This window comes from uncultured Desulfovibrio sp. (assembly GCF_944327235.1).
GTDB lineage: Bacteria > Desulfobacterota > Desulfovibrionia > Desulfovibrionales > Desulfovibrionaceae > Desulfovibrio.
The window spans coordinates 1-20,872 of sequence record NZ_CALVHE010000043.1 but is presented as its reverse complement, the minus strand read 5'-3'; the positions used below and the strand labels follow the sequence as shown (position 1 = coordinate 20,872).

Annotated in this window: 18 protein-coding genes; 16 read left to right on the top strand and 2 right to left on the bottom strand. The window is 66.1% G+C overall.

Going from position 1 to position 20,872, the window contains the following annotated elements; all coding sequences use genetic code 11:
* Positions 1-1,143: argininosuccinate synthase (locus Q0K00_RS07410; RefSeq protein WP_297228327.1), on the bottom strand; the 1,143-nt coding region annotated here is incomplete at its 3' end.
* Positions 1,144-1,500: 357 nt separating this feature from the next.
* Between Q0K00_RS07410 and Q0K00_RS07405 the strand changes: the two genes are divergently transcribed.
* From Q0K00_RS07405 to Q0K00_RS07330, 16 genes are all read left to right on the top strand, one after another.
* Complete coding sequence (locus tag Q0K00_RS07405) at positions 1,501-1,947, top strand: division/cell wall cluster transcriptional repressor MraZ (RefSeq protein ID WP_297228326.1); 447 nt, start codon at positions 1,501-1,503, stop codon at positions 1,945-1,947.
* A gap of 13 nt (positions 1,948-1,960) precedes the next feature.
* Positions 1,961-2,980 (top strand): 16S rRNA (cytosine(1402)-N(4))-methyltransferase RsmH, encoded by a 1,020-nt coding sequence (gene rsmH / locus Q0K00_RS07400; RefSeq protein WP_297228325.1) that lies wholly within the window; start codon positions 1,961-1,963, stop codon positions 2,978-2,980.
* Positions 2,971-3,324 carry a hypothetical protein gene (locus tag Q0K00_RS07395; RefSeq protein ID WP_297228324.1) on the top strand — a complete coding sequence of 118 codons (354 nt, stop codon included), beginning with the start codon at positions 2,971-2,973 and terminating at the stop codon, positions 3,322-3,324. The genes rsmH and Q0K00_RS07395 overlap by 10 nt, the downstream gene beginning before the upstream one ends.
* Before the next feature lie 5 nt (positions 3,325-3,329).
* Complete coding sequence (locus Q0K00_RS07390; protein WP_297228323.1) at positions 3,330-5,480, top strand: penicillin-binding transpeptidase domain-containing protein; 2,151 nt, start codon at positions 3,330-3,332, stop codon at positions 5,478-5,480.
* Between the two features lie 2 nt (positions 5,481-5,482).
* Positions 5,483-6,934 carry a UDP-N-acetylmuramoyl-L-alanyl-D-glutamate--2,6-diaminopimelate ligase gene (locus Q0K00_RS07385; RefSeq protein WP_297228322.1) on the top strand — a complete coding sequence of 484 codons (1,452 nt, stop codon included), beginning with the start codon at positions 5,483-5,485 and terminating at the stop codon, positions 6,932-6,934.
* On the top strand, positions 6,925-8,337 hold the full coding sequence (murF, locus tag Q0K00_RS07380; protein ID WP_297228321.1) for a UDP-N-acetylmuramoyl-tripeptide--D-alanyl-D-alanine ligase: 1,413 nt from the start codon (positions 6,925-6,927) through the stop codon (positions 8,335-8,337). Before Q0K00_RS07385 ends, murF begins: the two co-directional genes overlap by 10 nt.
* A gap of 3 nt (positions 8,338-8,340) precedes the next feature.
* Positions 8,341-9,417, top strand: a complete 1,077-nt coding sequence (mraY, locus tag Q0K00_RS07375; protein ID WP_297228320.1) for a phospho-N-acetylmuramoyl-pentapeptide-transferase — start codon at positions 8,341-8,343, stop codon at positions 9,415-9,417.
* 25 nt (positions 9,418-9,442) lie between these two features.
* On the top strand, positions 9,443-10,762 hold the full coding sequence (murD, locus tag Q0K00_RS07370) for a UDP-N-acetylmuramoyl-L-alanine--D-glutamate ligase (protein ID WP_297228319.1): 1,320 nt from the start codon (positions 9,443-9,445) through the stop codon (positions 10,760-10,762).
* Positions 10,759-11,928 carry a putative lipid II flippase FtsW gene (ftsW, locus tag Q0K00_RS07365; protein WP_297228318.1) on the top strand — a complete coding sequence of 390 codons (1,170 nt, stop codon included), beginning with the start codon at positions 10,759-10,761 and terminating at the stop codon, positions 11,926-11,928. The genes murD and ftsW overlap by 4 nt, the downstream gene beginning before the upstream one ends.
* Positions 11,910-12,980 carry an undecaprenyldiphospho-muramoylpentapeptide beta-N-acetylglucosaminyltransferase gene (murG, locus tag Q0K00_RS07360; protein ID WP_297228317.1) on the top strand — a complete coding sequence of 357 codons (1,071 nt, stop codon included), beginning with the start codon at positions 11,910-11,912 and terminating at the stop codon, positions 12,978-12,980. The genes ftsW and murG overlap by 19 nt, the downstream gene beginning before the upstream one ends.
* Positions 12,981-13,266: 286 nt before the next feature.
* Positions 13,267-14,640, top strand: coding sequence for a UDP-N-acetylmuramate--L-alanine ligase (murC, locus tag Q0K00_RS07355; RefSeq protein WP_297228328.1), 1,374 nt, complete (start codon positions 13,267-13,269; stop codon positions 14,638-14,640).
* Complete coding sequence (locus tag Q0K00_RS07350; protein ID WP_297228316.1) at positions 14,633-15,511, top strand: FAD-binding protein; 879 nt, start codon at positions 14,633-14,635, stop codon at positions 15,509-15,511. Before murC ends, Q0K00_RS07350 begins: the two co-directional genes overlap by 8 nt.
* Entirely contained in the window at positions 15,508-16,374 is an 867-nt protein-coding gene (locus Q0K00_RS07345; RefSeq protein WP_297228315.1) for an FtsQ-type POTRA domain-containing protein, read from the top strand. Before Q0K00_RS07350 ends, Q0K00_RS07345 begins: the two co-directional genes overlap by 4 nt.
* Before the next feature lie 16 nt (positions 16,375-16,390).
* A complete protein-coding gene (gene ftsA, locus Q0K00_RS07340) occupies positions 16,391-17,629 on the top strand; it encodes a cell division protein FtsA (protein WP_297228314.1) in 1,239 nt (412 codons plus the stop codon).
* A 51-nt stretch (positions 17,630-17,680) separates the two neighbouring features.
* On the top strand, positions 17,681-18,991 hold the full coding sequence (ftsZ, locus tag Q0K00_RS07335) for a cell division protein FtsZ (RefSeq protein WP_297228313.1): 1,311 nt from the start codon (positions 17,681-17,683) through the stop codon (positions 18,989-18,991).
* 263 nt (positions 18,992-19,254) lie between these two features.
* Positions 19,255-20,460, top strand: coding sequence for an integrase arm-type DNA-binding domain-containing protein (locus tag Q0K00_RS07330; RefSeq protein ID WP_297228312.1), 1,206 nt, complete (start codon positions 19,255-19,257; stop codon positions 20,458-20,460).
* Here the strand turns inward: Q0K00_RS07330 and Q0K00_RS07325 are convergent.
* Positions 20,435-20,764, bottom strand: coding sequence for an AlpA family transcriptional regulator (locus Q0K00_RS07325; RefSeq protein ID WP_297228311.1), 330 nt, complete (start codon positions 20,762-20,764; stop codon positions 20,435-20,437). The genes Q0K00_RS07330 and Q0K00_RS07325 overlap by 26 nt on opposite strands.
* Positions 20,765-20,872: the final 108 nt, after the last annotated feature.

The window sequence follows — 20,872 nt, the reverse complement described above, 5'->3', positions numbered from 1 at the left end:
GCCCGCCGCGTCCTTGTGGTCGTAGTCGCCGCCTTCAAAGGTGGCGAGGTCCTCGGAGAAGAGGGAGTAGGGGGAGGTGCGGCACAGCGGCCAGACGCCGCCCTTGTAGAGTTTGGCCCGCACGGTGCCGGTGACGGTCTCCTGCGACTTGTCGAAGAAGGCCTGCATGGCTTCGCGTTCGGGCGAGAACCAGTAACCATTATAGATGGCGTGGGAGTAGGTCACGGCGAGCTGATCGCGGATGGCCAGCAGGTCGCGGTCCATGCAGATGCCTTCAAGGTCGCGCTGGAGGGCGAAGAGCAGGGTGCCGGCGGGGTTTTCGTACACGCCGCGGCACTTCATGCCCACATAGCGGTTCTCCACCATGTCGTCGCGGCCGATGCCGTGCTTTCCGGCCTTTTCGGCCAGCACGCGGATGATGTTGTAGGGGGAGAGCTTTTCGCCGTTGACGGAGACGGGGTTGCCCGCCTCGAAGCCCACTTCGATGATCTCGGGTTCGTTGGGGGCCTGTTCCACGGGCACGCAGCGCTCATGGCAGGATTCGTGGGGGGCGTTGGCCGGGTCTTCCAGTTCGCTGCCTTCAAAGCTCGTGTGGAGCATGTTGGCGTCCATGCTGTAGCGTTTGGCGGCGGAGGAGATGGGGATGCCGTGCTTTTCGGCAAAGGCGTTGAGGGCGGTGCGGGACATGAGGTCCCATTCGCGCCAGGGGGCGATGACCTTGATGTCCGGGGCGAGCGCCTTGGCGGAGAACTCGAAGCGCACCTGATCGTTGCCCTTGCCGGTGGCGCCGTGGGAGATGGCGTCGGCGCCTTCCTTGCGGGCGATGTCGATGAGGGCCTTGGTGATGCAGGGCCGGGCGATGGAGGTGCCCAGCATGTAGCGGTTCTCGTAACGGGCCGCGCCGCGCATCATGGGGAAGACGAAATCGCGGGCCATCTCTTCGCGCAGGTCCACCACATAGGCCTTGGACGCGCCGGTCTTGTAGGCCTTGGCTTCGACGCCGCTCAGGTCTTCCGGCTGGCCGAGATCGGCCGTGCAGGTGATGACTTCGCAGTGATAGGTTTCGATCAGCCATTTAAGGATGACGGAAGTATCCAGCCCGCCGGAGTAGGCAAGCACCACTTTTTTGATTTTGTTGCTCATGGCAGCCTCGCTAGAAAATGTTGGCGACGAGTATCGCCGCAAACGGCCGCTTTGGCAAGTCCCGCGTGCGGTGGGGGAGTGGGGCGCGGGGGCGGGAGCTTTCCCGGTGGTGGGAGATGGTGGGAGATTTTCTTTCCCCCCGGCGGCGGCGAGGCCGTGAAGGTCGCGCCGGTCGTGCGTTTGGCGGGGGAGGGGCGTGGTAAGGCGTGGGGGCCGACGGCAAGGGGCGCTTGAAAAATATCCAATGATTCCAATTCATTGATTACTCAATCCAGTCGGCGGGCTTGCTTGACAGGGGGTAGGGCTTGGGGCATAAGTGGGAAAAAGTGGTAAAACATGGTAATCGTGTGGTAGATCGTGAGAAAGCTCTTTCGTGGCAGCTTCAACCGCAGCCTGGACGCCAAGGGGCGTCTTATGCTGCCTCCCGGGTTCCGCGACGGCCTGCAGGCCGAAGGCGGGGACGGGACGTTCTGGCTCACGGCCTACTACGGTCATCTGACGGCCTACCTGCCCGATGAGTGGGAAAACATCATCGAGCAGTTGAGCCGTATCCGTTTTCCCTCGCCTGCGCTCTCCAACTTCAAGTCCAAGGTCATCGGGCTGGCGCAGGAAATGATCCCCGATCCGCAGGGGCGCGTGCGCATCCCGCAGCCGCTCATGCGGGAGGCGGGATTGTGCAAGGACGTGGTGCTGGTGGGTATGCTCGACAAGTTTGAAATCTGGGATCAGGGCCGCCACGACGCCATCGAGCTCACGGATGTTTCCGCCGAACTGGCGGCCAGCGGCATAGAGTTCTCCTTGTAAGAGGTTTTCCGTCATGGTCTTTGCCCCCTCCACGTGCGACATCGCGTCGCGTCATCTTTCCGTGCTGCCGCGCGAAACGCTGGCGGTCTTCACGCCGCTCTGGCAGGAGGGGGACGGCCCCGTGCGCATCCTGGACGGGACGCTGGGGCTTGGCGGGCATACGCAGTCCCTGCTGGAGGCCTCGCCCCGGGTGGAGGTCTGCGGTCTGGACAGGGACGAGGAAGCGCTGGCCCTGGCCCGGCGGCGTCTGGAGCCGTACGGCGGGCGCTTTACGGGCATCCATTGCGAATACAGCCGCTTTGCCGAAGCGCTGGACGAGCTTGGCTGGGACAGGCTGGACGGGGCGCTGCTGGACATCGGCGTGTCCTCCCTGCAGTTGGACGAGGCCGAGCGCGGTTTCAGCTTTTGCGGGGACGGGCCGCTGGACATGCGCATGGATCAGCATTCCGGCAAGCCGTCGGCCTGGCACTGGGTGAACCGGGAAAATTTCGACCGTCTCAAGGAGTGCATCGCCACTCTGGGCGAGGAACCGCAGGCCGGGCGCATCGCCCGCGCCATCGTGGACGCCCGCCAGAAAGGCAGCATCGAGACCACCGCCGAGCTGGCCGCGCTGGTGGAGCGCGCCTATCCGGCGGCCTGGCGGGCAAAGGCCCGCCGTCATCCGGCCACGCGCACCTTCCAGGCCCTGCGCATGGCCGTCAATGACGAGCTGGGGGAATTGCAGCGCTTTCTGGACGGCATCCTGCGGCGTCTGCGGGTGGGCGGTCGGCTGGCCGTCATCTGCTTCCATTCGCTGGAGGACCGCATGGTCAAGCAGGCCATGCGGCATTGGGCCGAGGGCTGCCGCTGCCCGCGGCACGTCATGCGCTGCGTGTGCGGGCATGAGCCGGAGGTCCGCATCCTGTTCAAGAAGCCCGTGCAGGCCGGGGAGGACGAGCTGGCCCGCAATCCCCGCGCGAGCAGCGCCAAGCTGCGGGCCGCGGAAAAGATCGCTGAGGACATGACGGCGGGGAGCGACGGCACATGCGCATGAAGAAAGCGGCGGTATTCCAGCGGGCCAACGGGCGCGGCTGGCTGCTGGTGCTGGCATGGGGCGTCATCGCCTGCATGAGCATGGGGCTGGTGCTGGTCTGGGTGAACATCGAGCGGATGGACACCAACTATTTCATCAATATCGCCCAGACCACGCTCGATGCGCGCAAGTCCCTGCGGGCCAAGCTGCAGGTGGAGCGCGAGCGGCTGCTCTCGCCCTATGAGCTGCGCCGCCGGGCCGAGGAATTCGGCATGACGGAGCCAAGGCCCGGACAGGTGCGCCGCCTCCAGATCAATGAGGCGACCGCCGGGGCAGGCGACGGGTCGGAACAGGGGAAGAGGTAGGGGAGATGCTGAAGTTCTCGCTGTCGCGCAACAAGCGCAACACCTCGAAAAAGAACGAGAACAGGCCGCGTAAACGGCAGCCTGCGGTCTCGCGCATCCTTGGCGACGCCGCGGGCGGCAAGCCCAACGCATCCCGCGCCGCCAAGAAGGGCTTCTGGGCCAATATGGACTGGACGCGCGCCCGCATCAATCTGGTGGTCATCGGCTTTTGCCTGCTCTGGGTCGGGCTGTGGTGCCGGGCCTGGTATCTCCAGATGATCATGGGGCCGCGTCTGGCGGACCGGGCCAACCGGCAGCACACGGCCACCGAACTGGTGACGGGCCGTCGCGGCATGATCTTCGACCGCAACGGGCAGGTGCTGGCCCGCAGCGTGGAGGCCCGTTCCGTCTACGCCAAGCCGCGCGAGATACAGGATTTCCTGAGCATGGCCAACACGCTCGGCCCCATCCTCGGTCTTGAGCCGCAAAAGCTCTACGACGAGCTGTCCAAGACCAGCCGCCGTTTCGTCTGGCTGCGCCGCAAGGTGGACGACTACACCGCCGAGGCCGTGCGCCGGGCCAACATCCCCGGCATCGGCCTGAGCAAGGAATATGACCGCGTCTACCCCTTCAAGCATCTGGCGGGGCAGCTGCTGGGCTTCGTGGGCCTGGACGACAAGGGGCTGGAAGGCATCGAGCGTTCGCTGGACTCGCGGCTCGGCTCGCTGCCCACGCGACAGGTGGTGCAGCGGGACGCCACGGGCCGCCGCTTCTATCTGCATGAGGAAGGGCGCTCCGAGCCGCGCGGCGAGGACATCACCCTCACCATCGACGTGCAGATGCAGTTCATCGCGGAGGAAGCCGTGGCCCGCGCCGCGCGGGACTTCGACGCCAAGTGGAGCGGCGCGCTGGTGGTGGACGTGCCCTCGGGCGACATCCTGGCCTGGGCGCAGTATCCTTTCTTCAATCCCAACAACTATCGGGAGTCCAGCCCGGTGGTCTATCGCAACCGGCTGGCCGCGGACGCCCTGGAGCCCGGCTCGACCTTCAAGCCCTTCATCATGGCCGCCGCGCTGGAAGAGAAGAAGATCACCGCCACGACCCCCATCGACTGCGAGAACGGCCGCTGGGAGACCAGGAAATTCACCATCCGCGACACCTCGCGGCAGGGCGTGCTGCCCGCCCACAAGGTGCTGCGCTATTCGTCCAACATCGGCATGGCCAAGATCGGTCTGGAACTGGGCGCGGCGACCACCTACCGTTATCTGCGGGCGCTGGGCTTCGGTGAGCACGCGGTGGTGCCGGTGGCCGACAGCCGCGGCATCCTGCGCATCCCGCGCGACTGGAGCGATGTGGACATCATGTCCGCCGCCTTCGGGCAGAGCGTCTCCGTCACCGGTCTGCAGATGGCGCAGGCCTACCTGACCCTGCTCAACGGCGGCGTGTACAAGCCCCTGCGCCTGCTCAGGGAGGACGGCAACGTCGAGGAGCGCCATCCGCGCATCTTCCGTGAGGCGGTGGTGGAGCAGATACGCAAGATGATGCGCGACGTGGTGGAAGAGAAGGACGGCACCGGCAAGCGCGCCCGCATCGACGGGGTGGAGGTGGCCGGCAAGACCGGCACGGCCCAGAAGGCCGACCGCCGCGCCGGGGCGTACGGCAACAAGCGTCTGGCCTCCTTCGTGGGCTTCCTGCCCGCCGACGATCCCCGCTATCTCATCGTGGTGCTGGTGGACGAACCCACCAAGAACCAGTACGGCGGCGTGGTGGCCGCGCCGGTGTTCCGCGAGATCGCGGCCCGCTCCATCACCTACAGCGGGGTCATCGTGCCGGCGGCCGAGGTCGAGGAGACGGCGGAGAAAAAGACCGACCGCCGCCGGGGCCTCAAGCTCTCGCTGCCCGACGCGCCCTATCTGGCCGAGACGACGGTGACGCCCGCCCGGCATGACGCGGGCGGGATGCGGCTGCCCGGCCACCGCAGCCGGGCCAGCACCAAGGTGCCGGACGTGCGGGGCAAGAGCCTGCGCAATGCGGTGGAACTGTTCGCCCGCGCGGGGGTCGTGCCCGAACTCAAGGGCAGCGGCAACAAGGTGGTCAGGCAAAGCCCTCCGGCCGGGAGCGACTGGGCCGAGGAAGGCAAGAACGTCAGGTATATCCTGTGGCTATCGGAGAAGTAGGGATGATGGGGAGATTCGCGACACTGCTCGAACAGGTGACGCGGGGCGGCGTCGAGGTACGCGCCAACTCGCGGCAGGTGGGGCCGGGTGACGTTTTCGTGGCCGTGCCCGGCGCGACGGAGGACGGGGCGCGCTTCATCCCCGCCGCACGGGCGGCCGGGGCCGCCGTCATCGTCTGCACGCCGGAGGCCGCCGCGTCCTGTCAGGACGGGCCGGACTGCCGGGTGATCGCCCATCCCGACCCGCGCGAGGCCCTGTGGCGGCTGGCGGCGGCGCGTCGGCGCACGGCGGAGCATCCGCTGAAGATCCTCGGCATCACCGGCACCAACGGCAAGACCACCAGTGCCTACCTGCTCGAACATCTGTTCACGGCGGCGGGGCACACGGTCGGCGTGCTGGGCACGGTCAGCTACCGCTGGCCCGGCCATGTGGAGGATGCGCCCCTCACCACGCCGGACCCCCTGAGCATCCACGCCATGCTGGCTCGCATGGCCGAGGCGGGCGTGGACACGGCGGTGATGGAAGTCTCCTCGCACGCGCTGGAGCAGCAGCGGGTGGGCGGCATCCCCTTTGCCGGGGCCCTGTTCACCAACCTGACGCAGGACCATCTGGACTTCCACCCGGACATGGAACGGTATTTCGCGGCCAAGGCCCGGCTTTTCCGGGAGCTGCCCGCGCGGGACAAGGCCCTTGCCGTCAATGCGGACGATGCCTGGGGACGGCGGCTGCTGGACGACTGTCCCGCCGCGCTCTCCTACGGTCTGCACGCGGCGGCGGACGGACGGCGCCACCTGCAAGGGGAGATCCTGCATTCCGGCACGGACGGTCTGCATCTGCGCATGACGCTGGACGGCGAGCGCTGGGAACTGCGTTCGCCGCTGGTGGGGCGGTTCAATGCCCTCAACCTGCTGGGCGTGCAGGCGCTGGCCCTGGGCCTCGGCGTGTCGCGCGAGGCGCTGGGGGCGCTGGCAGGTTTCCGCGGCGTGCCCGGCCGTCTGGAGCGGGTGGAGAACCCGCGCGGGCTCAATGTTTTCGTGGACTATGCCCATACGCCGGATGCGCTGGTCAATGTGTTGCAGGCCCTGCGCGGCGCGGGCTTCGAGCGGATAGTGGCCGTTTTCGGCTGCGGCGGCAACCGGGATCGCGGCAAGCGCCCGCGCATGGGCGAGGCCGTGGCCCGCTATGCGGACGTGGCCGTCCTCACCTCGGACAATCCGCGTTTCGAGGACCCGGAAGCCATCTTGCGGGATGTGCTGCCCGGACTGGCGGAGGCGCGGGAGGTGCTGGTGGAAGTGGACCGCCGCACGGCCACGCGCAAGGCCCTTGAGATGCTCGGCCCGCGGGATGCCCTGCTCATCGCGGGCAAGGGGCACGAGGATTATCAGATCATCCAGGGCGTCAAACACCACTACAGCGATCAGGAAGTGGTACGGGAGATTCTGGGGTGCGCCTAAAGCTGAGTGAACTGGCGGCGGCCGCGGGCTCCGCGCTCGCGCCGGGGGACGACCGCGACGTGACCGCCGTGGCCACGGACAGCCGCGCCGTACGGCCGGGGACGCTCTTCGTCTGTCTGGCGGGCGAGCATGTGGACGGGCACGATTACGCCCTGAAGGCGCAGGACGCCGGGGCGGCGGCCATCATGGGCACGCGCGCGCCGCAGGCCATGCCTGACGGGCTGCATGTCCCCTATCTGCGGGTGGAGGACGCCGTGAAGGCCCTGGGCCGCATGGCGGCGCTGTGGCGCGACCGCTGCGCGGGCGTCAGGGTCGTCGCCGTCACCGGCACGGCGGGCAAGACCACGGTCAAGGAACTGCTGGCCCAGACCCTGGCCCTTGCGGGCAAGACGGCCCGCAATGCCGCCAATCTGAACAATCAGATCGGCCTGCCGCTGTCCATGCTGGCCACGGACGGCGACGAGGCGTTCTGGGTCATGGAGGTGGGCATCAGCCACGAGGGCGACATGGACGAGCTGGGCGCCATCGTGCGGCCGGACATGGCGCTCATCCTCAACGCCGGGGCCGGACACACCGAGGGGCTGGGCGCGCGCGGCGTGGCCTGGCACAAGGCACGCCTGCTGCGGTATGTGCCGCGGGGCGGCACCTGCCTCATCAGCGCCGATTATCCCGATCTGGTGCGCGAGGCCCGCGCCGTGCGCGGGGATCTGCTGTATTTCACCGCCGAGGGGCGTCCCCTGCAGTTCCGGGGCGCGACGGCGGGCAACGAGGGCGAGCGGGGCCGCTACCGGCTGAACCTGGACGGCAGGGCCTGCGACGTGCTGGCGCCCTTCCGGGGCGGCTACGGCGCGGAGAACTGCATCGCCGTGGCGGCGGCGGCCAGCCTGCTGGGGCTGACGCCGGAGACCATCACCCGCGGGCTGGCCGGGGCCGAGCTGCCCGCGCAGCGCTTCGTGCGCGAACAGGCCGGGCCGTGGCGCATCATCGACGATACCTACAACGCCAATCCGCTCTCCATGACGCGGATGCTGGACGCCGCGGCCGAGCTGGCCCACGGCGAGGGCGGGGGCCGCTTCATCGCCGTGCTGGGCGAGATGCGCGAGCTGGGAGAGCTTGCCGTGCGGGAACATGAGCGCCTGGGTCGCCATCTGGCGGACATCCGCCCCTGCGCCGTGTTCTGGAAGGGCGGACAGGCGGACGCCGTGCGCGCCGGGCTGGAACAGGGCGGTTATGCGGGACCGATGTACACGCCCGCCGACGCCGAGGAATTTTGCGCGCGCCTGAACGAACTGGAAAAAGGCGCCGGGCACGGCGGGCTCGTGCTCTTCAAGGGATCGCGCAGCAATGCGCTGGAAGGCTGGCTGGCCGCCCTGCGGGACGCGGCGGGACAGCGGGGGATGTAAGGCATGTTCTATACGCTGCTGGTGCCGCTGGCCGACGAATGGTCGGCGCTCAACGTCTTTCGCTACATCTCGTTCCGCTCCCTGGCGGCGCTCATGACGGCGCTGGTCATCTCGGTGCTGGTGGGGCCGCGCTTCATCGCCTGGCTGCGGCGGCTCAAGTGCGGCCAGTACATCCACGAGGACGTGGCCGCCCACGCGGGCAAGGCCGGCACGCCCACCATGGGCGGCATCATGATGCTCTTCAGCCTCGGCGTGAGCCTGCTGCTCTGGGCGGATCTGCGCAGCTCCTACATCTGGCAGACCTTTTTCGTCTTTGTGGGCTTCGGGCTGGTGGGCCTGTGGGACGATCTGACCAAGCTGCGCCACCACAAGAACCGGGGCATCAGCGGCCGGGCCAAACTGGCCGGACAGGCCGCCGTGGCCCTCGTGGCCATGCTGGCCCTCTTTCTTGACGAGCGCTGCGACACCACGCTGTCCATCCCCTTCATCAAGGAATGGACGCCGGACCTGGGCATCTTCTACATCCCCTTCGGCATGTTCGTCATGGTGGCGGCCTCCAATGCCGTCAACCTCACGGACGGGCTGGACGGGCTGGCCATCGGCCCCACCATCGTGGCGGGCGCGGTCTTTGCCATATTCATCTATATCACCGGTAATGCGCGCGTGGCCTCCTATCTGCTGGTGCCCTATGTGCCGGGCATGGGAGAGGTGACGGTCTTTTGCGGCGCGCTGGTGGGGGCCGGGCTGGGCTTTTTGTGGTTCAACGCCTACCCGGCGCAGATCTTCATGGGCGATGTCGGCTCGCTGAGCCTCGGCGGCGTGCTGGGCTATCTGGCCCTGCTGAGCAAGCAGGAGCTGGTCCTTGCCGTGGTGGGCGGGCTTTTTGTGGCGGAGACGCTCTCCGTCATCATGCAGGTGGGCTATTTCCGCTGGACGGGCGGCAAGCGGCTCTTCCGCATGGCCCCGCTGCATCATCACTTTGAACTCAAGGGCGTGCCGGAATCGAAGATCATCATCCGCTTCTGGATAACGTCCATCCTGCTGGGGCTCATGGCCCTGTCCGTCCTCAAGCTGCGCTAGGCAGGCAAAGGAGAGGAGAACGCTTATGGCTTTGGAACGCAATCGCGGCCGTCGTGTCCAGCCCGGAGAGCTCGCCGTGGTGGTGGGCGCCGGACGCTCCGGCCTTGCCGCCGTCAAGCTGCTGCGCCGGGAAAAGGCCCGCGTGCGCCTGCTGGAACGCAATCGCAACGCCATCGACCTGACCACGCTGGCCGCCCTGCAGCGCGCCGGGGTGGAAGTGCTCTTCGGGGAGCACACGCCGGAACTTTTCGAGAACGCCGTGCTGGTGGTGGCCAGTCCGGGCCTGCCCCTCACCGCCCTGCGCGAGATGATGGGCCCGCACGCGACCCGCACCAACTGCGAGGTCATGGCGGAGATGGAACTGGCCTGGCGCTACCTCGACGGCGAGCCGGTGCTGGCCGTGACCGGCACGAGCGGCAAGACCACCACCGTGAGTCTGGCCGCCGCCATGCTCCAGAAACAGGGCTACGCCGTCTTTCTGGGCGGCAACATCGGCACGCCCCTTTCCGAATACGTGCTGGCCGGACGCCGGGCCGACGTGCTCGTGCTGGAGGCCTCCAGCTTCCAGCTCCAGGGCTGTTCGACCTTCTGCCCGCGCGTGGGGGTCATCCTCAACATCTCGCCCAACCATCTGGATCATCACAAGAACATGGCCGAATACGTGGAGGCCAAGTTCCGCATCTTCCGCTGTCAGGAAGAAGGGGACCTGGCCATCATGGGCGAGAACCTGCGCAAGGTCTCCGGGGCCTTCCGTCTGCGCGCGCGCCAACAGCTCTTCATCCCGGCCAACTGCCCCCAGCGCTTCGCGGACTGCCAGCTGCTCGGCGCGCACAACAATTTCAACGTGGAAGCCGCCTGGCTGGCCTGCCGCTTCTTCGGCGTGAGCGAGGCCAACGCCGCAGCCGCCGTGGCCGCCTTCCGTCCGCTGCCGCACCGCCTGGAACGGGTGCGCCGCCATCGCGGCGTGCTCTACGTCAACGACTCCAAGTGCACCACCGTGGCGGCGCTCAAGGTGGCGCTGGAATCCTTCGATCAGCCCGTGCGCCTGCTGTGCGGCGGCAAGTTCAAGGGCGGCGATCTGGCCGCGCTCTCGCCCCTCGTGCAGGAAAAGGTGCAGGAGGTGGCCCTCTTCGGCGGCAGCCGCGAGGTCTTTGAAAAAGCCTGGAGCGACATCGTGCCCATGCACTGGCACAAGGATCTGAAAGAAGCGGTGACCCTGCTTTCCCATACCGCCTGCAAGGGCGACGTGGTGCTGCTGGCCCCCGCCACCTCCAGCTTTGACCAGTACGACAACTACATGAAGCGCGGCGAGGACTTCAAGCGCATCGTCGGTGCCCTGGCATGAAGAAAAACAGTTTCCGCGAGAGCAAGGCGGCCAACGTGCTGGCGCGCGTGGCCGAAAAGGCCCTGCCGGGGGGCTTCGACTGGTGGCTGTTCACCCTGACGGTCATCATCCTTGCCATCGGCCTGATCATGGTCCTGTCGGCCAGCGGCATCGTGGCGGAGATAGACAACGGCGACAAATACTATTTCTTCAAGCGGCAGGTGGTCTTTGCCGTCGTGGGCCTGCTGGCCCTGTGGGGCGCGGCCCTCATGCCGCGCGCCTGGCTCTACAAGCTCCAGTACCCGGCGTTGCTCCTGTCGCTGCTGCTGCTGTTGCTGACGCTCTCGCCGCTGGCCCCAGCCATCAACGGCGCGCGCCGCTGGATACCCATCGGCCCCATCTCCATCCAGCCCATGGAGTTCGTCAAGATCTCCATGGCCCTCTATCTGGCCTATTTCATGAGCAGCAAACAGGACCTCATCAAGACCTTCAGCCGGGGCGTCATCCCGCCCTTCGCCGTGACCGGTCTTTTCTGCTTCCTCCTGCTGCTCCAGCCGGACTTCGGCAGCTCGGTCGTGCTGGCCAGCCTGCTCTTCTTCATGTGCGTGGCCGGGGGCACGCGGTTCATCTATCTGTTCTTCGCCATGGCGCTGGTCGTGGCCGGGGCCATGGCGCTGGCCATCGCCTCGCCGTACCGCCTGCGGCGACTGCTGGCCTTCCTCGATCCCTTTGCCGACCCCTCCAACACCGGCTACCACCTCGTGCAGTCCCTGCTGGCCTTCGGGTCGGGCGGCTTCTTCGGCGTGGGGGTCGGCGCCAGCAAGCAGAAGATGTTCTATCTGCCGGAAGCCCACAACGACTTCATCATGGCCGTCATGGGCGAGGAACTGGGCTTCGTGGGCGTGAGCGTGATCATGCTGCTCTTCACCATGCTGTTCTGGCGCTGCTACCGCATCATCATGGGACAGAAGGAATTGCGCGACCGCTTCACGGCCTTCGGCATCACGGTCATCATCGCCATGGGCTGCCTCATGAACCTGGCCGTGGTCATGGGCGTGGCGCCGCCCAAGGGCGTGCCCATGCCGCTGGTGAGCTACGGCGGCAGTAACCTGCTGGCGACCCTCATCTGTGTGGGATTGCTCCTCAATTTTTCAAGGACGGCGGACGGATGGAAAAGATCCTCCTGACCACCGGCGGCACCGGCGGACACATCTTCCCGGCCCTGGCCGTGGCTGAGGCCCTGCGGCGACGGCATCCGCACGCGCGGCTCCTCTTCGTCGGTTCGCAGTACGGGCCGGAGGCCCGGCTTGCGGCTCAGGCGGGCGTGGACTTCGTGGGCCTGCCCGTCCGGGGACTGGTGGGGCGCGGCTGGCGCGGTCTTGTCGCGGCCGCCGATATGGCCGCCGCCTGCGCGCGGGCCGTGGGCCTCATCCGCCGTTTCCGGCCCGACGTGGCCGCGGGCTTCGGCGGTTATGCCGCCTTCGCGCCCCTGCTGGCCGCCCGGCTGTGCGGCGTGCCCTGCGCGCTGCATGAACAGAACGCCGTGGCCGGGGCCAGCAATCGTCTGCTGGGACGGCTGGCGCACACGGTCTGTCTGTCGCTGGAGGCCACACAGGGCTTTGCCCCGGAAAAATGCGTGCTCACGGGCGATCCCGTCCGCGCGGCCGTGGCCCAGGTGGGCGAGCGCCCGCGCGCCTTTGACGGCCGCCGCCTGCTGATCATGGGCGGTTCGCAGGGGGCGCACGCGCTCAATCTCTACGTCATGGAACGCCTCGACCTGCTGCGGCGGGCCGGGGTGGAGGTGCGGCACCAGACCGGCAAGGCGGACTACGAGGCCGTGCGCGCCGCCTATGCGGACGCCGGTTTCCCGGACGGATGCGTCAGCCCCTTCATCGACGATATGGCGGCGGCCTACGCCTGGGCGGACCTGGCCTTTTGCCGGGCCGGAGCCACCACCGTGGCGGAACTGTGCGCGGCGGGACTGCCCGCCGTGCTCGTGCCCTTCCCCCATGCGGCGCACGACCACCAGCGCGGCAATGCCGAGGCCCTGAGCCGGGTCGGCGCGGCCCGCTGGCTCCCCGAGGACCGTATGCGGGAGGAAGGACTGCTGGAAAGCATCATCAGGCTGCTGGATGCGCCGGAAGAGCGGCGACAGATGGCCGACGCCGCCCGCCGCGCCGCCCGCCCGCAGGCCGCGGAAGCCGTCTGCGACGTGCTCGAAGGGCTGTGCCGGACGTAGCGAGACCGGCGCTGCCGCTGTATGTTTTTTGGGGGGAAGGGAAACCCGCTCCCGCGCCGGCGGAGGGGTTTCCCTTCCCCCCAAACAAACAGTTAATAGTGTTAACAGGCCCTAGAGCGTTTCACCTTTGAAAAAGGTGAGATGCGAGGCGGCGGCACAGCGCCGCCCGGCCCAGACCAAGCGGAAAACCGCGTTTTTTCCGCGAAGCGACAGGCCGTATGGTTTGAAACGTGAAGTGTTTCAAGCGGAAAATGCTCTAAAAGGACAGAACGTGGAACGAAGCGGAATGAACAACAGGGTGCGCTGCATCCACATGGTGGGCATCGGCGGGGCCGGGATGAGCGGCATCGCTGAGGTGCTGCTCAGCCAGGGATACCGGATCTCCGGCTCCGACATGTCGGATTCGGCGGTGGTCCGGCACCTGCGTACGCTGGGGGCGACCATCGCCATCGGGCACGCGCCCGAAAATGTGGGGGACGTGCAGGTGCTCGTCAAATCCACGGCCATCGCGGAGAACAATCCCGAGCTGATCGAGGCCCGGCGGCGGAACATCGCCATCATCCCGCGCGCGGAGATGCTGGCCGAGCTCATGCGCCTGCGGCAGGGCATCGCCATCGCCGGGACGCACGGCAAGACCACCACCACCTCGCTGACCGCCGCCATCTTTGACGCGGCGGGGCTGGACCCCACGGTCATCATCGGCGGGCGGCTCAACGTCTACGGCACCAACGCCCATCTGGGCACCGGCGAATATCTCATTGCCGAAGCCGACGAGTCGGACGCCTCGTTCCTGTGTCTTTTCCCCATCATCAATGTGGTCACCAACGTGGACGAGGACCACCTCGACCACTACGGCACGCAGCAGGCGCTGGATGAGGCCTTCGTCCATTTCATGAACAAGGTCCCGTTTTACGGCTGCAACGTGGTGTGCGTGGACGACCCCGGCGTGCGCCGTCTGCTGCCCCAGGTCAAGCGCCCCGTGCTGACCTACGGGTTCAGCGAGGAGGCGCGCCTGCGCGCCGAGATGCGGGAAAGCGGGGCCGTGAGCCGCTTCGCGGTCTCGCTGGACGGCACGCCGCTGGGGGAGGTGCGCCTGCCCCATCCCGGCCATCACAATGTGCTCAACGCGCTGGCGGCCATCGGCACGGCCCTCAGGGCGGACATCCCCTTTGCGCGCTGCGCGGACGGACTGGCGGCCTTTGCGGGCGTGGGACGGCGCTTCGAGTTCAAGGGCGAGCGCGACGGCGTGACCGTGGTGGACGACTACGGCCATCACCCTGCGGAAATTGCCGCCACGCTGGAGACCGCGCGGCAGGTTTTTCCGGGACGGCGCATCGTGGCGGCCTTCCAGCCGCATCGCTTCAGCCGGACCCAGGCGCATTTCGGGGAGTTCTGCAAGGTGTTCGAGCCCATCGACCAGGTCCTGCTGACCGAGATCTACGCCGCCGGAGAAAAACCCATCCCCGGCGTTTCCGGCGAGAGCCTGGCGCAGGGGATGCGGCAGGTGTGCGGCACGCCGGTCACCTATTTCCAGACGCTGGACGATCTGGTGCGGGAGCTTCCGCGCTTCCTGCGGGCCGGGGACGTGCTCCTGACGCTGGGCGCGGGCAGCATCACCCTGGTCGGGCCGCTCTGGCTGGAGGGCGAAGCCCATGCGTGAGACGCTCGCCCCCTGTCTTGCCCGGCTGACCAGCATCCGGCTGGGCGGCACCGCCATAGCCGAGCTGCGCCTTGAGACGGAAGAGGACGTGCTCCTGCTCGAAGAACGCCGCAAACAGCTGGGCGGACGGCTCTTTTTTCTGGGCGCGGGGACCAATATCCTCGCCGCGGAAGGGGAGTTGCCCGTCGTCCTCGTGCGCTGCGCCCTGCCGGGCGAGCCGGAAGTCGTGGGCGAACGGGACGGGCGGGTGCTCGTGCGCGCCGGGGCGGGCGTGCCCCTGCCGCGCCTGCTGCGCTTCTGCGCCGTCAGGGGCCTGGGCGGACTGGAAGGGCTGGTCGGCATCCCCGGCAGCGTCGGGGGCGCCATCGCCATGAATGCGGGGTCCTTCGGCTGCGAAGTTGGCCCGCATCTTGCTTCCGTACGCTTTTATGACGGCACGCGGATCAGGGAAGCCGGGGGAGAGGAGTTGTCCTACGGCTACCGGCATATGCGTATGCCCGGCGAAGCCGCGGACTATCTTGTGTTGTCGGGCACTTTTAGCTTGACCCGCAAGGCAAAGGATGACATTTCTTTATTCATGCGTCACAACTTTTTCGAGAAAAAGTCTAAACAACCTGTGACCGCATGGAGCGCCGGATGCGTCTACAAAAATCCCGCTCCCGACCGTTCCGCCGGAAAGCTGCTGGAGGCCGCCGGATTTCGCGGCAAGGCGCTGGGCGGCATGATGTTTTCCCCCCTGCATGCGAATTTTCTCGTCAATACGGGCAAGGGGAGTGCCCCGGCGGCATTTGACTTGATGCGGATGGCCGAGGAAGAAGTGAGGCGTCGGTTCGCCATCGCGCTCGAACCGGAAGTCAGGATTTTGTCGTGAATCTGTCATTGATGAGGAAAAAGCAGGTTCGCAACAGCTACCGCAGGGAAAAGGTCTCCTATTGGGAAGCGCTGAAACGTATCCGTCCGCCCCTGCCGAAGCTGCCCCTGATGCGCGGCAGCTTCGCCAGTGTGCTGACCCTGTGTGTGCTGCTGATCTTTGTGGCTGTCGTGGTGACCGGAGTCTGCTCCCTGAGCCTGTGGCTGTACGGTAGGGCGACGACGAGCGAATTCTTTGCCACCACACATATCGACGTGACGGGGAACGTACGGCTGTCCCGTGAGATGGTGCTCAAATACGGCGGCATCCGCGAAGGCGACAACAGCCTTTCCGTGAGCATCACCGAAATGGAGCGCAAGCTCAGGGCCACCCCCTGGGTGGAGGAAGTCTCCGTGAAGCGTCTGCTGCCGGACCGCTTCATCATCCGCGTCAGGGAGCGTATGCCGTCATTCTGGGTGCACAGGAACGGACAACTCTATTACGCCAATGAACGCGGAGAGATCATCGCCCCGGTGGAAAGCGAGAACTTCCTTTCCCTGCCCACGCTGACCGTGGAACCGGGCGGTGAGGACGCCATCCCCTACCTCGAGCGGCTCATGGCGGACCTGAACAGCGGCAGCCTCCCCGTGGAATCGGGGGCCGTGGCGTCGGTGACGCTGAGTCCGGCGCGCGGCGTGGAAGTCTATCTGGAGGACAGGGAGATGCGCCTCTCCATCGCTACCGACGACTGGAGCGGCAATCTGGCAAGGCTGGGCGCCACGCTGGGCGACCTGGCGCGACGACAGGAATTGCGCGATGTGCGCGATGTGAGGGCGGTTCACGGCAACGTGTGGGTGATCTTGAATCAGAAGGTACGCAGTTGATCTCAGGGTGGCAGGAATGAACAAGTCTGATCTCATTGTCGGTCTTGATATCGGGACGACCAAGATTTGCGCGGTGGTGGGCCAGCTCAACGAGTCCGGCGCCATCGAAGTGGTGGGCATAGGCAACAGTGTCTCCACCGGACTGCGCAAGGGCGTGGTCGTCAATATCGAGCAGACGGTGCAATCCGTGCGCAAGGCAGTGGAAGATGCCGAACTCATGGCGGGCTGCGAGATCAATTCCGTCTACGTCGGCATAGCCGGCAGCCATATCATGGGCATCAACAGCCACGGCGTCATCGCCGTCAAGGGCGGCGAAGTGACGCAGCGCGACATAGAGCGCGTCCTCGACGCGGCGCGCGCCGTGGCCATCCCGGCCGACCGGGAGGTCATCCATATCCTGCCGCAGGAATACATCGTCGATAATCAGTACGGCATAGCCGATCCCCTCGGCATGGCGGGCGTGCGGCTGGAAGTGCGCGTGCATATCGTCACCGGCGCCATCTCCTCGGCGCAGAACATCGTCCGCTCCTGTCACAGGGCGCAGCTCGAGGTCTCCGAGATCGCGCTGGAGTCCCTCGCCTCCGCCAAGGCCGTCCTCACCGACGAGGAACGGGAGATCGGCGTGGCGCTCGTGGACCTCGGCGGCGGGACCACCGATATCGCCATTTTCGCCAATGACGCCATCAAGCATACGGCCGTCCTGGCGCTGGGCGGGCAGAACCTGTCCAACGACATCGCTTTCGGGCTGCGTACGCCCGTGGCCTCGGCCGAGAAGATCAAGATAAAATACGGCTGCGCCCTCACCGATCTGGTGCGCGCCGACGAATATATCGAAGTGCCGAGCGTGGGCGGGCGCGAATCGCGTCGCCTCTCGCGACAGGTGCTCGCGGAGATCTGCGAACCCCGAATGGAAGAGATCCTCTATCTCGTGGACCAGAGCCTCGTGCGCTCCGGCTACAAGGACCTCATCGGCGCGGGCGTCGTCCTAACGGGCGGGACGTCGCTCATCGAAGGCTGCCAGGAACTGGGCGAGCAGATCTTCAACCTTCCGACGCGCATAGGCTATCCGCGTAACGTGGGCGGCCTGAAAGACGTGGTCAACAGTCCCAAGTTCTCTACGGCGGTGGGGCTCTTGTGCTACGGCGCGGAAAAGGAAATGGGCGGACAGAAGAAGTTCACCTCCTCACGCAATGAGAGCAGCATGTTCGACGGGCTGCTGGCGCGCATGAAGAAGTGGTTTTCCGACATTTCCTAGCTTTCAGTTTCATTTGCGGGCAAACAGGCAACATACAAGAGGAGAGGAAGCATGTCTCAGTCTATCATGGATGAAATCGACACTTCGCTGGCCAGCAGCGCCAAACTCAAGGTCATCGGCGTCGGCGGCGGCGGCGGCAACGCCGTACAGAACATGATCGACTCCGGACTGAAGGGTGTTCAATTCGTGTGCGCCAACACCGACGTGCAGGCGCTCAATAAAAATACTTCGCCCCTCAAGGTGCAGCTCGGTGAAAGCCTGACGCGCGGCCTCGGGGCTGGGGCCAATCCCAACGTGGGCCGCGAAGCCGCCCTGGAAAGCATCAACGCCATCCGTGAAGCCATCGGTGATGCCGATATGGTGTTCGTCACCGCCGGCATGGGCGGCGGCACGGGCACCGGCGCCGCCCCCGTGGTGGCGCAGGCCGCCAAGGAACTGGGCGCGCTCACCGTCGGCGTGGTCACCAAACCGTTCACCTTTGAAGGCATCAAGCGCAAGCGCGCGGCCGAAGTGGGGCTGGAAGAATTCCGCCAGCATGTGGACTGTCTCATCACCATCCCCAATGACCGCCTGATGGCCTTCGCGCCCAAGAAGGAACCGTTCAGCCGTATGCTGGAACGCGCCAACGAGGTGCTGTACTACGCCGTCAAGGGCATCTCCGATGTCATCGTCGGGGAAGGCATCATCAATCTCGACTTTGCCGACGTGCGCACCACCATGTCCGAGTCCGGGCTGGCGCTCATGGGCACCGGCATGGCCTCCGGCGAGAACCGCGCCCGCGAGGCCGCGCAACGCGCCATCATGAGCCCCCTGCTGGAAGATGTCTCCCTCGAGAGCGCCAAGGCCGTCCTCTACAACATCACCGCGCCCCAGGACATCTCCGCCGAAGAGATCCAGGAGATCGGCGACATCATTGCCGACGCCGCTCCGGAAGACGCCAACATCATCTTCGGCGTGGTCTTTGACGAAGAAGTGGGCGACGAGATCCGCATCACCGTCATTGCGACCGGCATCGAACCTCCGCAGGCCGTGGAAGCCAAACCGGCCGCCCCGGCTACGGTGACGCCCTTCAGCAAGGCCGGCGCCAACGCCGTGCGCACCGAAGCGCGCCGCGTGGTGCGCGCCGAACAACCTCCGGTCTACAGCCAGCAACCGCAGGCCGAACCGCAAATGCGGCCCATGCGCCGCCAGTCGCGTACCGAGGAGATCAGCTCCTGGTATGACGCCAACAGCAGCGATTATCCTTTCGTCATGAAGGGCGATCGTCGCCGCCAGCAGCGCCATGCCCCGGGGCAGGAAGATTTCCTCTACAGCGACAGCGATTGTGAAACTCCCGCCTTCCTCCGTACGCAGGCCGACTAGGACCTGCCGCCGAATGAAGGCTGAATACAACTTTCAGGGCTTGCCTCTTCGGCCCTGAAATGCCCGCCGGGAGGCCCATGGGGGGCCTCCCAGTGCATTCCTCTCAAGTCCGCTGAAGTCCGCGCTGGCATAAAACAGCGCGGACTTTTTGATTTTCTTGTCCGACAAGGTTCGTCACGGTTCGTTGACTGCCGTCAGTATTTTGGGGTAACTCTTGGGGTAACTTTCGGGAAAGTTATCGAACATGCTGGAGTTACCCCAAAATGGCGCTGACAGACAGGCAGATCAAGGCGATGCAGCCGGAGGACAAGCCGCGCCGGTATCATGATGCCGGCAGCGTTCCCGGTCTGTACATCGAGGTTTCCCCGTCTGGGGGGAAGTGGTGGCGGTTCAGGTTCACGCTCAACGGCAAGCAACGTCTCATGTCTCTGGGGGTGTACCCTGAGGTGTCCCTGAAGGAGGCCCGGCTTGCCGCTCTGGAAGCCCGGCAGCTGGTGGCGGCAGGAAGGGACCCGGTACGGGAGAGGGCAGGCGCGCGGGCGTCCGGGGCCTGTCATTCCGTGCGCGAGGTGGCTGGGGAATGGCTTGCCGGGCAGGAAGGGCGCTGGACGGCGGCGCACGCTGTCAAGGTGCGTTCGCGGCTGGAGCGGCTGGTATTCCCGGCGATAGGGGAGAGAGAGGTGAGCGAGGTGTCCCCGCGGGACATCCTGCTGCTGTGTCGTCAGGTGGAGCACAGCATCTCCTCGTATATGGGACATGTCATGCTGGGATTGCTGAGCAGGCTGTTCCGGTATGCCGTTGCAAGCGGCCGACTGACTTCGGACCCCTGTCGTGATGTTGCGGGGGCGCTTGGCGCGCATGTGACCCGCCATATGCCCGCCTTGACCGATCCCGGCAAGGTGGGTGAGCTTGCGCGAAAGATCGACGCCTATGAGGGGCTGCTGACGACACGGGGCGCCCTGCAGCTCTTGTTGCTCTGCATGTGCCGGACGCAGGAACTGCGGGGCATGTGCTGGGAGGAGATAGACCGGGATGCCGCGCTGTGGCGTATCCCGGCGGAGCGCATGAAGATGCGGCAGGAGCATCTTGTGCCGCTTTCACGGCAGGCCATGCGCATCCTTGACGAGTTGCGAGGCGTGAACGGTGACGGCGATCTTGTATTCCCCTCCTACTGCCGCAAGCGTCGTGACGAGACACCGCTGGGGAAGAATACCATCAACAATGCCTTGCGGAGCATGGGCTATGCCAAGGACGTGCTGGTTGGGCACGGCTTTCGTTCCATAGCCTCGACGTTGCTCAATGAACAGGGCTGGAATCCAGATGTCATCGAGAGCCAGTTGGCCCACGCGCCGCTCAACAGTGTGCGGGCAGCCTATAACCGCGCCGCCTACCTCGACGACAGGCGGCGCATGATGCAGGCATGGGCGGACTATCTGGATCAGCTCAAAGCACATGCCTCCCCTGCTTGATCTCTTCCACCAGTGCGGCGATGACGGATTCCGGCCAACAGACGCTGCGCCGTGTGAGCCGCCGGGGGGCGGGGATGGTGCCGGCCTTGATGCCCGCATAAAACTTGGTCTTGCGGATGCCAAGCCGACGCATGACTTCGGCGGAGCGCAAAAGGCGGTCGGGAAGGGGAGGCGTGGCTTCCAGCTGCGGGAGGATGCCGGGAGAGGACGAAATGTCGTTGTTCATGGGATGCTCCTTGTTGGGTTCTTGTTGGAGGTCGGTGTGCGGTATGGATTGATCCGTGGTGCGGGGATGCGCGCTCATGCGTTCTCCCTGGCATAAAAGAGGCCGCTCCGGGCGGCCTGTCAGTTGCTTTCTGAGTCCATCTCTACGGCTGTAATTCTTCCACCGATCCAGCGCATGACGTTGACG

Bases quoted from the DNA above. Each gene is read 5' to 3' on its own strand.
- rsmH (WP_297228325.1), top strand. From the start codon at position 1,961: ATGGTCTTTGCCCCCTCCACGTGCGACATCGCGTCGCGTCATCTTTCC.
- Q0K00_RS07395 (WP_297228324.1), top strand. From the start codon at position 2,971: ATGCGCATGAAGAAAGCGGCGGTATTCCAGCGGGCCAACGGGCGCGGC.
- Q0K00_RS07390 (WP_297228323.1), top strand. From the start codon at position 3,330: ATGCTGAAGTTCTCGCTGTCGCGCAACAAGCGCAACACCTCGAAAAAG.
- Q0K00_RS07385 (WP_297228322.1), top strand. From the start codon at position 5,483: ATGATGGGGAGATTCGCGACACTGCTCGAACAGGTGACGCGGGGCGGC.
- mraY (WP_297228320.1), top strand. From the start codon at position 8,341: ATGTTCTATACGCTGCTGGTGCCGCTGGCCGACGAATGGTCGGCGCTC.
- murD (WP_297228319.1), top strand. From the start codon at position 9,443: ATGGCTTTGGAACGCAATCGCGGCCGTCGTGTCCAGCCCGGAGAGCTC.
- ftsW (WP_297228318.1), top strand. From the start codon at position 10,759: ATGAAGAAAAACAGTTTCCGCGAGAGCAAGGCGGCCAACGTGCTGGCG.
- murG (WP_297228317.1), top strand. From the start codon at position 11,910: ATGGAAAAGATCCTCCTGACCACCGGCGGCACCGGCGGACACATCTTC.
- murC (WP_297228328.1), top strand. From the start codon at position 13,267: ATGAACAACAGGGTGCGCTGCATCCACATGGTGGGCATCGGCGGGGCC.
- Q0K00_RS07350 (WP_297228316.1), top strand. From the start codon at position 14,633: ATGCGTGAGACGCTCGCCCCCTGTCTTGCCCGGCTGACCAGCATCCGG.
- ftsA (WP_297228314.1), top strand. From the start codon at position 16,391: ATGAACAAGTCTGATCTCATTGTCGGTCTTGATATCGGGACGACCAAG.
- ftsZ (WP_297228313.1), top strand. From the start codon at position 17,681: ATGTCTCAGTCTATCATGGATGAAATCGACACTTCGCTGGCCAGCAGC.
- Q0K00_RS07330 (WP_297228312.1), top strand. From the start codon at position 19,255: ATGGCGCTGACAGACAGGCAGATCAAGGCGATGCAGCCGGAGGACAAG.
- Q0K00_RS07325 (WP_297228311.1), bottom strand. From the start codon at position 20,764: ATGAGCGCGCATCCCCGCACCACGGATCAATCCATACCGCACACCGAC.